Annotated in this window: 11 protein-coding genes; 7 read left to right on the top strand and 4 right to left on the bottom strand. The window is 40.0% G+C overall.

All coding sequences use genetic code 11. The features are described from left to right. Positions 1-8: 8 nt before the first annotated feature. The 4 genes from V7K67_RS30780 to V7K67_RS30765 form a co-directional block, all read right to left on the bottom strand. The gene (locus V7K67_RS30780) at positions 9-1,016 is read right to left on the bottom strand and encodes a zinc-dependent alcohol dehydrogenase family protein (RefSeq protein ID WP_334728947.1); all 1,008 of its coding nucleotides are present in this window, start codon (positions 1,014-1,016) and stop codon (positions 9-11) included. Positions 1,017-1,176: 160 nt separating this feature from the next. Further along, positions 1,177-2,202: a tetratricopeptide repeat protein gene (locus V7K67_RS30775; protein WP_335169820.1), complete on the bottom strand. Its 1,026-nt coding sequence runs from the start codon at positions 2,200-2,202 to the stop codon at positions 1,177-1,179. Between the two features lie 422 nt (positions 2,203-2,624). After that, entirely contained in the window at positions 2,625-3,638 is a 1,014-nt protein-coding gene (locus tag V7K67_RS30770) for an Npun_R2821/Npun_R2822 family protein (RefSeq protein WP_335169818.1), read from the bottom strand. A 27-nt stretch (positions 3,639-3,665) separates the two neighbouring features. After that, positions 3,666-3,845 carry a hypothetical protein gene (locus V7K67_RS30765; RefSeq protein ID WP_334728944.1) on the bottom strand — a complete coding sequence of 60 codons (180 nt, stop codon included), beginning with the start codon at positions 3,843-3,845 and terminating at the stop codon, positions 3,666-3,668. A gap of 383 nt (positions 3,846-4,228) precedes the next feature. On the opposite strand from V7K67_RS30765, the gene V7K67_RS30760 reads away from it, so the two are divergent. The 7 genes from V7K67_RS30760 to V7K67_RS30730 all read left to right on the top strand — a co-directional run bounded on the left by V7K67_RS30760 (position 4,229) and on the right by V7K67_RS30730 (position 14,617). Continuing rightward, positions 4,229-6,109 carry an ABC transporter ATP-binding protein gene (locus V7K67_RS30760; RefSeq protein ID WP_334733462.1) on the top strand — a complete coding sequence of 627 codons (1,881 nt, stop codon included), beginning with the start codon at positions 4,229-4,231 and terminating at the stop codon, positions 6,107-6,109. A gap of 769 nt (positions 6,110-6,878) precedes the next feature. Then, on the top strand, positions 6,879-9,101 hold the full coding sequence (locus V7K67_RS30755) for an EAL domain-containing protein (protein WP_334733463.1): 2,223 nt from the start codon (positions 6,879-6,881) through the stop codon (positions 9,099-9,101). Positions 9,102-9,186: 85 nt separating this feature from the next. Beyond that, positions 9,187-9,492, top strand: a complete 306-nt coding sequence (locus V7K67_RS30750; protein ID WP_334733464.1) for a CRISPR-associated protein Csx3 — start codon at positions 9,187-9,189, stop codon at positions 9,490-9,492. 256 nt (positions 9,493-9,748) lie between these two features. Then, complete coding sequence (cas10, locus tag V7K67_RS30745) at positions 9,749-12,097, top strand: type III-B CRISPR-associated protein Cas10/Cmr2 (protein ID WP_442943978.1); 2,349 nt, start codon at positions 9,749-9,751, stop codon at positions 12,095-12,097. After that, on the top strand, positions 12,094-12,819 hold the full coding sequence (locus tag V7K67_RS30740) for an RAMP superfamily CRISPR-associated protein (protein ID WP_335169813.1): 726 nt from the start codon (positions 12,094-12,096) through the stop codon (positions 12,817-12,819). Before cas10 ends, V7K67_RS30740 begins: the two co-directional genes overlap by 4 nt. Next, complete coding sequence (csx10, locus tag V7K67_RS30735) at positions 12,816-14,210, top strand: type III-D CRISPR-associated RAMP protein Csx10 (RefSeq protein ID WP_335169811.1); 1,395 nt, start codon at positions 12,816-12,818, stop codon at positions 14,208-14,210. Before V7K67_RS30740 ends, csx10 begins: the two co-directional genes overlap by 4 nt. Beyond that, entirely contained in the window at positions 14,207-14,617 is a 411-nt protein-coding gene (locus V7K67_RS30730) for a hypothetical protein (protein ID WP_335169809.1), read from the top strand. The genes csx10 and V7K67_RS30730 overlap by 4 nt, the downstream gene beginning before the upstream one ends. The last annotated feature ends 34 nt before the right edge of the window (positions 14,618-14,651 follow it).

Below are 14,651 nucleotides of genomic sequence, written 5' to 3'. Positions count from 1 at the left end.
TTATTCGATCATTCATTGCTAATTAGCAAAACAATTTTACCCGCCACAGACCCGCTTTCAATCAGTTGGTGCGCCTTAGCCGCATCTTTTAAAGGAAACTTGTGACTAACATGGATTTTTAACTTGCCTTCATCAATCCAAGTGGCAGATTGTTCGAGAATTTCTGCATGATGCTGGAGACTCTCTTCTAATCCTAGTAATGCTGGTGTCAACATCAATTCTAAACCAATGCGGAGATTGCGTAGTCTAGCAGTTTTCCAAATAGTATTGGCATCTGGTTCGAGAATCGTCACAATATCACCATAGACTCGCACTGCGGGGAAAGTTTTGTGAAAGGTTTCGCCGCCTATGGTATCAAAAGCCAAGTCTACACCTTCGCCACCAGTCCAATCTAATACCGCTTGCACAAAGTCGGTTTGTTTGTAAAAAATTACATGATCAGCACCGAGTTCTTTGACGAAATTAGCTTTTTCCTCAGAACCCACTGTCGTGGAAACAGTAGCACCTTTGAGTTTCGCCAGTTGAATTGCTACATGACCGACACCACCAGCACCCGCATGAATCAAAACCCGTTCCCCAGGTGACAATCGTCCTCGTTCATATAAAGCTTCCCAGGCGGTGATTAACACCAAAGGCGCTGCTGCTGCTTCGGCAAAGGAGATAGACGCGGGTTTACGTGCCACAAACCGCTCATCCACAACGGTATATTCAGCGTAATTGCCTTGGTGTGCGCCTAAGCCACCATAGCAAAAATATACCTCATCGCCTGGGCGAAAACGCTGAACGCCAGCACCCACCGCCTCGACAATACCCGCACCATCACACCCTAAAATTGTCGGCAGGCGATCGGGGTAGAAAGTGCCTCGACTACGAAGTTTAGTGTCAATGGGGTTAATGCCAGCGGCCACTAAACGCACTAAAAGTTCAGTATTACCTACAGGAACAGTGGGGTTTGGCACATCCTGTATTTGCAGAACTTCGGGACTGCCTGCTGCTGTCATCAAGACTGCTTTCACAACTCTTTTCTCCTGCCTTTAGATGCACGTTCTTATGCAACTTTAGCGCAATAGGGTATATACAAAGCTATGTTTGCGCCATAAATAAATTTAGTTGCTTGTTACCATTTTTCTTTTTCTTTATGAGTGCCTTTTTACTTTTTACTTTTGCCTTGTTCGGTCACTGTACAGAATCTATGAACTGCTGTACTTTTTCTAGGAGTGGCTGATGTTCGATTTGTTCTGCTAACTCTTGGGCATTTTGGAAGCACGATCGCGCCATTTTTTTGCGTCTGGTTGTGGCGTAAAGGCTTCCCATATTTAGCAAAGTCGAAATTTCTCCCAGACCATCGCCCAATTGTTGATAAATTGCAATGGCTTGTTTGTAAAACTTCATTGCCTGCCGATGCTGTGCCAAAGTAGTGTAGGTAAAACCAATATTATGAAGGGTTGTGGCCTCACCAGAGCGATCGCTAATTGCCTGACGTGTCAAAAGAACTTGATAGTAGAGTAATAGGGCTTCTTTAGGTTTTCCTAAATCATGATAAATAGAAGCAATATTATTCAAAGTGGTTGCTTCTGCAAGCAAATTCTTCACAGCTCGGTGAATTGGGAGTGCTGCTTGAAAAAATTCTAGAGCTTGCTCAAACTTACCTAAGACATTGTAGGCGAACCCAATGCCATTTAGGGTTGTTGCTTCACCAGAAAAGTCACCTAGCGATCGCCGCATTGTCAAAATTTGGTGTTGTAACAACAGTGCCCGTTTTGGTTCTCCTAACCGCGTATAAATTAGTGCTACATCATTGAGAGTAGAAACTTCACCTTGAATATCTTGTAATTGCCTGAGGATAAAAAGTGCTTTGTCAAAATATTCCAACGCTTGCGAAAACCGTCCCAGACGGCTGTAGGTAGAACCCAAATTGCTAAGTGCAGTTGCCTCTGCGGGAGCGTTGCTAATTTCAACAGCAACCGAAAGCGCCTGATGAAACCGCTCTAATGCTCTTTGAGGTTGCGAGCAACTGAGGTAAGCTAAACCGAGATCGTTCAATGTATGACCTTCCCTAGCTCGGTCTGGAATTGCTCTAGCTAGGTGTAAATTTTTGGTTGCCAGATCGAGATATTCTTGAAATTTACCCCGCTGATAGTAGCGGTTTGCTTCATCACGACGTTGTTCCCATTCTTTGACTTGATTTAAAGGTTGCGTCATCTGACCTCAGTTGCACTCTGCGATAAGTAAGCAGGACACCTCTTGGGAATGAACCCCTTTTTAGGTTTCCCAAATTTTAACCTTAATCTTCTATCTTTAGATATAAGACGTAAAGAGATAAGTATGGTATTATTTCATATTCACAGGGATATTTATGAAGCAATTAATACAAATACCCTAGTAAAGGTGCATAAAACTGCCATTTTGTGTGTGAGATAGCGTAGTACACTAGATCATGGCCGTAATAGCTAGCTTTTTTTCGTACTTTATCCCTAACTTTAGAATCACAAGCATTGAAGCGATGTTTTCTGGATGTGCGTAGGCATCGCAACTATCCAATCTAGCTTCACTTCCCAAAATCTAAACTTTAAAGTTGCTTGTGAGTCTTCAGTCCCCATTCCCATATTTCAATAGGACTCACGTTAAGCAAGAATCATTTGAAGTTTCTTCACTGCTTTTTGAATTAATCGATTACTTTTGGTCGCAATGCTAGGCTGTTTTAGCTGTTGCGGCCTTTTCTCTGGTTCCTTAAGAAAACGATAGTATAAAAACTCATCTCTGTAACAAATATTAACATCTTCGCCTTGACATAAACGGGCGAAATCACTAGAAGGATAGTTCATGTAGTGAATGCGATGAATTGGTTTTAATTCATCTTGGTTGTACAGGATATTATCAATATTTACAAAGGGGTCTGAATTAGCACAGTTACCTGTTCTGTCTTGGCCATTAGGACTGAGAGTAAAATTAAATAAGGCCAGATTTGATTTCCATGTCAAATAATTAAATAAATGTGCATCATCCCACCATGCAGTTAGCCATTCAACCTCTCTATCTTCAATTAATAATTTTTTATATAGATCTAAATCTTTTTTTGGAAATAACCCTGATTTAGAACCAAAAAAATCAGAGCAATGAAGTCTAGGGCGTATGTCTTTTTCATAAACAATCTTGGACTTTTCTAAAAGTGGAATATTTAATGGTACTTCTGTGCGTTCTTTAGTGTGTATCCAGTCATTAAACACAAAATCGTATGCGTTTAATTTTTCAAAAATATCATCAACTGGCTTCATGAAAAGGCTGTCAGCATCACAAAATATAAACCGATCAAAATGTCCGTCAAAAACACACATTTTTCTTTGTAAGTGACCTGATGACCACCAATTACGTGAGATTTTAGAAGTTATGGCACCTGGATGAACTGCCCAAACTTGGTGAGCAAAGTCTTCCCAGTACTGTATTGCCTCCAAATTCTCAAAAATGCTGACGTTTTTTCTAGACTTTACTTCTTTTTGAACTAAGTCTAATCTCTCATTATAGGGAATAATACAAACTGGAATATCGGGGCTAACATTAACTTCAATACTATTCAACAATGCCACTAATTGATCGTAAACGGCATCATTTGCAAGAGTATAAATACCGAAAGATTCCATAAGATAATATCCTAATTTTTTTCATATTTAGTTTATTTGTAATGCTTGTTGCACGGTCGCCTGCGATCGCCGCATCAATCGCGCAATAAAGTTGATAGATACTTCATCAGCATAACCATTATAAATAGCGCTTTTGGGTAAGTCAATGAATTCCGTTTCTGACAAAATTTTATTAAAACTGCCCAATTCTATAATTAATTTCATCATTATTACTTGATGGGCATTGATTAAAATTTATGCCAGGCGACCGCCTCGAAAAATCTTGAAAATAATTTGTAATGATGCTCTCTACGTTCGCGCAGCGTGTCGCAGACAGATGCTGCACGTAGCTTGTTTCTCTGTAAGGGTACGCGGACTCGCTACTGCTTCGCTAACGTAATTCTCTCATGATGCTTTCTACGAGACGCTACACGCAGCGTAGAGAAGGCAGTAATTAAGTTCTGTAACGGAGAGACAAGAGAGCCACAAAACTTGCTGCGACTCGACTGAGTGCTCACCGAGCGTCTTGTTAGTTGCTCTTGACCGACAAAATTGGTTAAGACAAATTGTTAGGCGTATTTTTTGGCAAACATTAATATAATGCTTTTACTATGAGCATCTACCAATCTCTCAAAAAAGCTTACACGCAAGACCGACGCCGTGAAAATGACTGGCGGTTGTTTTTGCGTCTAGTACCTTATGCCCGTCGTAGCGGACGATTATTGGCGCTGTCGATGTGCCTACTAGTACCGATCGCCCTGGCTAATGCCTTACAACCGTTCTTGATTGGCCAAGTAATCTCCCTGATTCGGCATGAACCAAGCGCTTACGAATTTTTTAGGAATCGTCCCTTCTCCCAAGGGTTAAATATCCTAGAGGGATTATTGGTGATTGCGATCGCCATCCAACTAATGTTGACAGGTATCCAAGGTTATATAGTTCAAAAGCTGGGGCAACAAATCACCGCAGCAATTCGCCAAGACTTATTCCAGCATGTGACATCTCTCGCAGTACGCTTTTTTGACCGCACGCCCGTAGGTAAATTAATCACCAGAATCACCAGCGATGTAGAAGTGTTAGGTGATGTTTTTTCTACCGGGGCAATTGGCATTGTGTCCAATTTGTTTTTAATGCTGGTGACTTTGAGTTTAATGTTTTCCATCCAGTGGCAACTCGCTTGCTTGCTGCTATTAATGCTGTTACCCATTAACTGGTTAATTGTTTACATTCAGAAACAGTACCGCAAAGCCAATTACAAAGGACGGGAAGAACTTTCTATTCTGAATTCACAGCTACAAGAAAATGTACTTGGCATTAACGTCGTCCAGTTGTTCCGCCGAGAAAAATTTAATGCCGAATTGTTTCGTGCTACGAACAACCACTACACTCAGCAAATGGATAAAACCATCTTTTATGATTCATTTGTTTCCGCAACCTTAGAGTGGATTGGACTAATTGCGATCGCAGGTGTTTTGTGTGTGGGTGGTTGGTTGCTGTTGGGAAAAAGCTTGACTTTTGGAACATTATCTACATTTATCTTGTATGCCCAGCGATTATTTGACCCCTTACGGGATTTTGCCGAAAAATTTACAGTAATTCAAGCTGGTTTCACTGCCATTGAACGCGTCGGCGATATCTTAGATGAACCGATAGAAATCCGCGATCGCGCCAACGTCCGTTTCTCCATCTTTGATGCGAAATTTGGCTACATAGACGAAATAGTGGCAAATCTAGAATCCCCAGACCTCACTTCCCCCCCAGAACTGGGAGAAATCCACTTCGATCACGTCTGGTTTGCTTACAAAAATGATGATTACGTAATTAAAGACCTAAATTTCACCATTCATCCTGGTGAAAAAGTGGCATTAGTCGGCCCCACCGGTGCGGGTAAAACTTCGATTATCCGGCTTTTGTGCCGCCTCTACGAACCCACCCAAGGACGCATTCTCATTGATGGCGTAGATATTCGGGAAGTACCACAGGCAGAACTGCGGCGTTACATGGCAGTAATTTTACAAGAAGGTTTTTTGTTTGCTGGCGATGTTAAAAGCAACATTTCTTTAGGAGATGGCTACACGATTGAACAGATTCAACAAGCAGCAGAAGAAACCAACATTGCCCAGTTTATAGAAGAACTACCCCAAGGTTATGATACTCAACTTAGAGAACGGGGTACAAATATTTCTAGTGGTCAAAAACAACTTTTAGCCTTTGCGAGGGCTGCCATTCGCAATCCCCAAATTCTGGTATTAGATGAAGCTACCGCTAGTTTAGATGTTGGTACAGAAGCTTCAGTGCAAGAGGCATTAAACCAGCTATTGCTCAAACGTACTGCTATTATTATCGCTCACCGCTTGTCTACAATTCGCAATGTAGACCGGATTTTTGTTCTGAAGCGTGGCGAATTAATCGAACAAGGAAGTCACGATCAACTACTGCAACAGGAAGGGCTTTACGCCACCTTACATAACTTGCAGATGTTGGGAAGTTAGACTAACGATCTCGCCCCATTCTCAATAACCGTAGGTAGGCACTGCCTATAATGTAAAAATCAGGACTTGATCCAATGGTAGCTAATGCCCACCCGAAAAAAATTGCTGCTTGGGTAAAAGTTACATAAGTGGTTGTTGAGAGTTAAATTGAAGAAGAATTCAGAATTCAGGAGTCAGCAATCTTGACGCGACGCTCGTTCGCTCTTAGCGTCTCCCCGAATCACATTGGGAGAGGCTAACGCCAAGGGAGAAGACAAAGGCTTAGCTACGCTATCCGCCTTTTCGGTCAAAATTCATTCTGTACATGGATAGCGGGGCGTTTAGCCCATTCTGACTCCTGACTACTGAATTCTGTTCGATAAACGATTCTTCAGTACTTCTTATGCCAAAGTGAGAAGATATCTTACTGAATTGTTTGAGAGTTTTTGTTGTTTATTGAGGTTAAATTACTTCTTCAGGAATATGTATTTACTCTTAAATTAATTAATCAAGATAAGAGTTCTTCCAATTCTCGCTTATTTCTAGCGTTGTTTTATAACTTAAATTATTGATCTAACTCCTCATTATTTTGCTGAATTTCACAAAATACATCGGCAATTACTTGAGATTTTAGTATAAAAGTTGGTACGTGTTAGTAAACCACCGACTCAGCTAAATTATTCAGTTTACTTAACTCATCAAATCTTTATGTATTTGAAGTGTAGTTTATCTTTTACAGTAACAATAGTGGGAATAATAAACTAAATTGGATTAAGCAAATTAGTTAGCTATGAGCCAAATATGTCCTATCTCCAAAACCTGTGCTTGTCGCAATGTTGCACGCTGCCGGACTAAGGAGGCAGGTAGGCTCTTTCTCTGGTTCCCCGTTCCACATACTCTGAAAAAAGTCACCTCCTACCTAGAGCAGTTTGCTCTTGAGTATGAACTCATGCAAGAGCGACCAGGTTTGAGTTTGGAGTGTAGACCCGGACAGTCTCTAGAAATTGCCCGTAACCTGGCCAAACTACTTGCACCAAGAGAATTAAAAGAGACGCAAGTCCTTTTCATTCGAGGTACTATCCAACCTCAACTCCATGATTTTAGTGACATAGCCTCATTACAACGCTTCATTAAGTTGAACCAATCCGACTGGCTGGTTGAAATGCTGGCAGCTGAACGATTCACCAGTTACTTCCAAGCAATTGTCTCAATTAACGATACATCGCAGATATTTGGATATGAATCGCTCTTGCGGGGACTGGATGAAGAAGGCAATTTACTACTACCGACACCAATTCTAGAGTTAGCAACCGAAGCCGGACTCATACCACAACTCGACCAAGTTGCTCGCCTCAATACAATCAATCAATTTAGCCGCCATCAAGTGAGTGGACATATCTTCATTAATTTTGCACCAACGTCACTTTATGACCCAGTTTATTGCCTACGTAGTACGGTAGAGGCAATTGATACTGCCGGCATTTCCCACGATCGCGTTGTTTTTGAAGTTGTGGAGTCAGACAGTCCTCAAGATTTAACCCACCTCAAGGCAGTGCTGCAATACTATCGGGATGCTGGGTTTTTAGTCGCTCTTGATGACCTTGGTTCTGGCTATTCCAGCCTAAACTTGCTGCATCAGTTACGCCCAGACTTTATCAAGCTGGATATGGAGTTAATTCGAGATGTACATCAAGACCTTTACAAAGCTTCGATTACTGAGAAGCTTCTAGAGATTACTCAAAAATTAAACATCCAGACCGTTGCTGAAGGAATTGAGTGTATTGAGGAACTGAACTGGCTGCGAGAACGAGGTGCAAATCTGGCTCAAGGCTATTTGATTGCTAAACCCAGTGCAGTGCCTATTACTACAACCCCTTACTTTGATCCGATCGCATTAACTGTAGCATCGGCAAATTCTCAGGTAGTTGAGCAGGTTCAACATCAAAGCGAGTCCGAGCGAATTGTCGCAGCTGTGACGCAACGCATTCGCCAATCGTTGGAGTTAGACGAGATTTTGCAAACCACAGCAGCTGAGGTGCGACAACTGTTTGAAGTAGACCGAGTGCTGATTTACCAGTTTGAGCCAGACTGGAGTGGGTTAGTTGCTGTAGAATCCTTAGCAGAAGGGTGCATATCCATTCTTGGTTTTCACGTCATGGACACGTGCTTTCAATCTAGCCGTGCAGCTTACTTCCAACAAGGTAACACCAGAGCGATCGAAGATGTTGAAAATGCGGGACTATCGCCGTGTCATGTTGACCTCCTCCGAAGTCTGCAAATCCGGGCCAACCTTGTTGTGCCCATTTTGCAGCAAGAGCGTTTGTGGGGATTATTGATTGCTCACCAATGCCATAGCAGTAGACAATGGCAGCAATCGGAAATTAACTTATTTAACCAGTTAGCTAGTCAAGCTGCGATCGCTATTCAGCAATCAGAACTTTATCACCAATTACAACAAGCAAACCAGGAATTACAGCGCCTTGCCTGTTCAGATGGTCTAACCCAAGTAGGAAATCGACGTTGCTTTGATGACACGTTAAAGACACAGTGGCAACGATTGGCACGAGAGCAAGGCTCGCTATCTTTGATTTTGTGTGATGTCGATTACTTTAAGCTCTACAACGATACGCATGGGCATCTGGCAGGAGATGATGCGCTTAGACACGTTGCCAAGGCAATCTCTCAGACAGTGAAACACCCCGCAGATTTAGTTGCTCGTTATGGTGGAGAAGAGTTTGCAGTCATTTTGCCGAATACTGATATCGAAAGAGCTATTGCAATTGCAAGAGATATTCAGACCAATATTAGTGCATTACAACTGCCTCATTCCCATTCTGATGTTAGTGAATTTATCACCCTAAGTCTTGGTGTGGCAACCATCATACCTCATAGCCAATTATCTCCTGAAACCTTAATTGCTGCTGCTGACCAAGGACTCTACCAAGCAAAAGCACAAGGAAGAAATTGTGTGGTGCAGATGGATTGTGAAGATGCTGACTTGAATAATTACTAATTCATAACTAAAGACACTTTACAGATTGGAAAACCCCCCTTCCAATCACCTCTATGATAAAGGCATTCGTGGAGGTGTTAAAAAAATGACGACTTACCAAATTGTCTTTGAAGGTGAGGTGTTAAAAATCGGATTTGCCGACCCTGCACAAAATAACCAAATTGTCAAAGATGCGGCAGCACGTCTGGATGAGATGAGTAAAACAGGAGAGCTAGCAGGGGGAGTATTACTAAAGATTAATGGCCCGGTGTCTGTGCCTGTAGCCTTTGTATTAGCACATAAGGTAGGGCATCTTTACGGTGCGATCGCATTTTTTGACCCCAAGTTAGGCAAGTACGTTGTCTGTATTACTCATAACCCAGCATATAGCCTGGGTGACTTAGTTGATTAAAGTTTAATACTTAGTTGTTCAAATTGACATGAGTACAAATCTCAATTGATCTGATAATTTGCTCAACAAAAAGTAATACAAGTTTAAAATGCGTGTTTGCCTCTGAATATGATTGATTTAGAGGGCAAAATTGTTGACAAAAATAAATGAATTGCATCTTATGCTACTCATGCGTTAATTTTGTTTAGAGATATTACGCAAATGAGGTAGTGGGTAAGGATAATTGCAGGAGTATGTAAAAATGAGAACAAGTAATATGGAAAATCCAAGTTCTGTGATGATTGCGATCGCTTGGTGTTTAGCTTGGGGTGATGAGCAAAAGCCTAAGTTTGATTTGACAGTATTACAGAAAATGCGACAGGCTTTAAAGGATGGGAAAAATGTGCCAGAAGAAGTACAGACGTTAGTTAGACAAGTTCAAGAATTACAAGATTTGCCATTCCCAAATAGAGTAGAGGAACTAAAGCAGTATACAGATAAATATCCTCATCTCTGGGATTCTCAAATTGGCTTAGTTTATGGTGGTGCAACTAAGATTAAACAGTATGTGTTTGAAGCCGCTAAACTTCCAGATATTCGTGGTGCTTCAGCTTTACTAGATCGGATTAATTTAGTGGATTTGCCTGCGTTCTTTAGTTGCGAAAATCATCCAGATTATGAACAGTGTCAACGAGCCAAGAATTACTGCAAAGAAATTAGGGAAGAGTGGTTAGATAAAGCAGAAAATTTTCCTGAACTTTCAAAGGCACTGATTCCAGAATTAGTTATTTATTCCACTGGGGGAAATATCCTAGCGTTTTGCCCTACTGCTTTTATAAATGATTTAGCTGATGCCATTGAAAAACGCTATACAGAAGAAACTTTAACTGCTAATTCTTGTGCAGTAGGTGCTGAATTTAAACTGCTAGAAATAAATTTTGGATTGTTGCCAAATGAAATAGATGATGATACATTTTGGCTAGATAAATATATTAAGAATCTGGAAAATCCATTAATAAAAGCTTACTTTGAACAGCCTGATACATCTCCAGAACAAGCATTTCGAGAACGTAAAAGATTTAATGAATTAGCTGGGAGGCTAGCATCTCTATTTAATCAGCGGCGAAATGGTAATAGTTTACCGAAGATTGATAGACCTTTACATCGTTACCCGCCAATGTTTGAAACTCATCCTTATTTGAAGAGAGATGAAGGCGATCGCCGTTCTGCTGTAATGCAAGCTAAAACGTCTCCTGATGATTCAACTCAAGGACTTCCTGGTGATCCTTGCTTTTCAGAAGCTTCGGCTCGAAAAAGACTTGTTGGACAAATAGCAAAAAGAGATAATAGTTCTACAAAATGGTATGAAAACACTGGTTTTAAGTGGCAACCTGGTGGTAAAGAGGCTGTTGAAAGTTGGGTTCACAAATTCGAGAGATTTTTATACAAAACACCAAACAAATATTATAGTAATATTAACATTAATGAGGTAGAAGAAGCCCGTTCTGTAAGAGATATTGGTGATGCTAGTAATCCTAAAGGTTTTGTTGCCTATATCTACGCAGATGGTAATAATATGGGCGGATACATCCAGAAAGAAATTCAAAATCCAGAACAGTATAAACTTTTTAGTAAAGATATTTTTTTTGCAACAGAAATATCAGTTTATACGGCTTTAATGGAACATCTTATCGAACCCCATAAATTAAGCCCAATTTTACAAGCTGAAAGAAATAGTGAAAAAGAAGTTTGGATTCATCCCTTTGAAATTTTAACAATTGGCGGTGATGATGTGATGCTGATTGTGCCAGCGGATAAAGCACTAGCTATTGCGAAAACCATCGGTGAAGAATTTGAAAAAATATTACTACAAAAAAGAGGTGAATACAAATCAAACAAGACTTATGAGCCTCTAGTTGTACATCGTTATCAAGGTGGAAAACAGGCAATTAGTGATAATCAATGTAAATTAAGTATGTCAACGGGAGTGCTAATAACCGCTGAGGATACACCAATATACTATGCAGAAAAGCTCACTAATCAGCTACTAAAATCTGCAAAAAAGGGGGCTAAAGAACTGAAAAAATATGGTTACTATGGTGGTACAGTAGACTTTTTAGTGATGAAATCTGTAACGATGATTTCTTCCAATATTAGCGAGTTTCGCTCAAACGGATTAACCAAATATGGAACCAGACAGCAAAAACTCAAATTGTATGCTGCACCATATACCCTACATGAACTTGGTGGTCTTTTAGAAACTGCAAAGGCTTTGAAAGATGCAGAATTTCCGCGATCGCAACTTTACCAAATCCGTAGTTTACTAGAACGAGGAAAACAGACAGCTATACTCAATTATCGTTATTTTCGAGTGCGACTGAGTGACAAAAAAGCTCAAGATTTACTGAAAACACAGTTTGAAGATGCATGGTGCAAACCAAAAGAAAATAATAATAATGGCAATCTTGCGCCTTGGATGTCTTTGAAAGAGGGGAAAGAAGAAATTGAAGAAAAAGTCACTTACGAAACTATCTGGCGAGATTTAGTAGATTTATATCCCTTTATCGGCAAAGCACAGAATAATTATTCTCTGACCAAATCAAAGCAACAAACATTGCAATCATGATTTATTTACAAAACTTACCCGAAAGTCAAGTAAGAACTATTCCACTCACAGCAATAATTGATAGTGCTTTGTGTGTCGGTGCAGGTGGTTCTGATGGTTCTCTTGCAGATAAACCCATCGTTCGCAATGCTAAAGGACAGTTGTTAATTCCTGCTTCCCAGATCAAGGGAAGATTGCGCCATGAATGTGAAAAGCTAGCCAGAGGTTTAGGATGGGAAATCTTTGAGTCGCCAAAAGCTGAAACACTGTGTCCTACAGAAGAACAACTCAGAGAACGAGTAAATACTCAATCTTTGGATTTTTACCAAATAGACGGTTACAAAGGCTATCATTGCTTAATTTCTCAAATATTTGGTAATCCCATATTGCCATCACGAATTATAGTTGATGACTTGATTTGTGAGATACCAAAGGAGGATTTACCAGAAGTGATACGTCCTGGTGTAACTATAAATCGTCGTCGTCACACAGCAGAAGAGAAAAAACTATATTTCCTAGAAACTTCCCCCCCGAATAATCAGTTGGAATTTATCGGGAATATTCATTTACTAGCAGACTGTCCAGCATACGCCAAGGCTTTAATTTTAGCAGGCTTGCGGCATATTCACGCTTTAGGTGGTAGTAAATCTGCGGGGTTAGGTTGGTTGAGTTGGAAAGAACTAGAAAAACTGCCAAAAAATGATCCAGCGTGGGAGATGCTAATACCGGAGGTGAAGTCATGAAGCGGATTAAATTAAAGATTACAGCTTTGTCGCCATTAGCGATCGCAGCTAAAAAACCCGGTTCTGTAAGTGAAGCTGAAGACCATATTCCAGGTTCGGTGATTCGAGGTGCGATCGCATCTCAAATCTTACAACTATCTAACCAGCAAACACCACGGATAGCAGAACAAAATTTAACAGCAAACGGTGGTGACTTTGAAGCCTTATTTTTAGGTGATGAACCTGCAATTTTTCAAAATGCTTATCCAGCAGTAGCTAAAATCGCAAATAAATCGTTTTTAGTTGACAAGCAAAAGACTGAAAAAGAAAAGTATGACACCATTTATAGGGTTGTGAATGATGAGATTTTGGTCTTACCAGTTACATCTGTAAGTTCTAAAACAGACTCAGGCTTTAAGCCTAAAGCTAACGGGGTTTTTGACACTTTAATTGATCGCTTCTGTGCAGATTCATATAATTATCCTTACGATCCTAGCGACCCAAAATCTCTAGAAGAAAAAACTGATGCGCGGGTTGAACCTTACGGTAGTGGATTTTATAGTAAAACTAACGATAGCGAAACTAAATATCAGTATCGCAGTCATTCTGTTAGCACACGCTTTCTCACACGCGTAGGAATTAATCGCCAACGAGCTACGTCTCAGGATGATATACTTTACAGTATTGAAGTTTTAAATGAGTCATTTGTAGAAAATCCCCAAGAACAAAATTGGCATCCTGTGGTTTACCGCAGTGATATTCTAGTTAATGATAAAGATTTAGCCCAATCTCTTACAGATTTTATCAATCAAAATTTCCAGATATTTCGTTTAGGTGGTGCGACTTCGCGGGGTCTGGGTAAGGTTGAAATCACCGCCACAATGGACGATGCTTTTACAGATATTGAAAGTAGGATAGCTGAATTTAACAAACAATTTAAAAACCGTTGGCAACTCTGGTCAGTATTTAGTACACCAGAAAACAATGTATTAGAGAATCGCACCTATTTTACTCTAGACCTGCAAGCTGACGCTATCCTTACTGAGAATTGGCGACGCACTACAGTAATTTCTCCGAAAATGTTGTGTGAATTTGTAAATTTAGATGATGAATTTGCACAACTGAACGATGAAGAAGAAAAAAATAATTTTCTCAAATTGGAAGTAGCCTACAGTAGTTATAACTATCGTTCTGGCTGGAATTCTGCTTGGGGATTGATGAAAGATATAGAATTAGTAACTAACAGAGGTTCTGTGTATTTATTTAGTACAAATAAAGAAAACCAAAAAAAATGGACTGATAAACTTCAAAATTTGGAACTGAACGGAGTAGGCGATCGCACTTCTGAGGGTTTCGGACAAGTACAAATTTGTAATGAGTTTCATAATGTATTTCGGGAGAATGCCAAATGAGTGATATATCAAACCAACATAAAGAACTGGAAATTCAGAAAAACATTCGTCAAGCTGAAGATGATCTAGTCACCTGGATTCAGAATGCTTTAGATAAAACAAAATATGGTGATTTAGAAGAATCTCAATTTCGTAACTTAGTGCGTATATCTGATACTACTGAAAGTGCAGAAGTGATTAAAAACTTTATCCGTTATCAAGTCGGACGAGATAAAAAATGGGGAAGAGGTAAAGAATCCCTAGCTGAAAAAATAATTGAAGATATTGATGTCAACATCAAGAAAAATGCTCAAATCATTGCCGAATGTTGTCAAACTGACTATAAACCAATTTGGCTGGAACTGATTCGCCGCTATTTAGGCTATGGCGCACGTCACTTGAAATATATAAAAGATGGTAAATTATAAATATTTTATTTTTGGCAAATCAAATATTTACTTA

The organism is Nostoc sp., from assembly GCF_036917155.1.
GTDB lineage: Bacteria > Cyanobacteriota > Cyanobacteriia > Cyanobacteriales > Nostocaceae > Nostoc.
Note: the sequence above shows the minus strand (reverse complement) of the source record. Positions and strands in the feature narration are given on the sequence as shown.

What these genes read in the sequence shown, in the direction of transcription:
- V7K67_RS30770 (WP_335169818.1), bottom strand. Translation starts at nt 3,638, where the DNA reads ATGGAATCTTTCGGTATTTATACTCTTGCAAATGATGCCGTTTACGAT.
- cas10 (WP_442943978.1), top strand. Translation starts at nt 9,749, where the DNA reads ATGGAAAATCCAAGTTCTGTGATGATTGCGATCGCTTGGTGTTTAGCT.
- V7K67_RS30775 (WP_335169820.1), bottom strand. Translation starts at nt 2,202, where the DNA reads ATGACGCAACCTTTAAATCAAGTCAAAGAATGGGAACAACGTCGTGAT.
- V7K67_RS30730 (WP_335169809.1), top strand. Translation starts at nt 14,207, where the DNA reads ATGAGTGATATATCAAACCAACATAAAGAACTGGAAATTCAGAAAAAC.
- V7K67_RS30750 (WP_334733464.1), top strand. Translation starts at nt 9,187, where the DNA reads ATGACGACTTACCAAATTGTCTTTGAAGGTGAGGTGTTAAAAATCGGA.
- csx10 (WP_335169811.1), top strand. Translation starts at nt 12,816, where the DNA reads ATGAAGCGGATTAAATTAAAGATTACAGCTTTGTCGCCATTAGCGATC.
- V7K67_RS30740 (WP_335169813.1), top strand. Translation starts at nt 12,094, where the DNA reads ATGATTTATTTACAAAACTTACCCGAAAGTCAAGTAAGAACTATTCCA.
- V7K67_RS30765 (WP_334728944.1), bottom strand. Translation starts at nt 3,845, where the DNA reads ATGATGAAATTAATTATAGAATTGGGCAGTTTTAATAAAATTTTGTCA.
- V7K67_RS30760 (WP_334733462.1), top strand. Translation starts at nt 4,229, where the DNA reads ATGAGCATCTACCAATCTCTCAAAAAAGCTTACACGCAAGACCGACGC.
- V7K67_RS30755 (WP_334733463.1), top strand. Translation starts at nt 6,879, where the DNA reads ATGAGCCAAATATGTCCTATCTCCAAAACCTGTGCTTGTCGCAATGTT.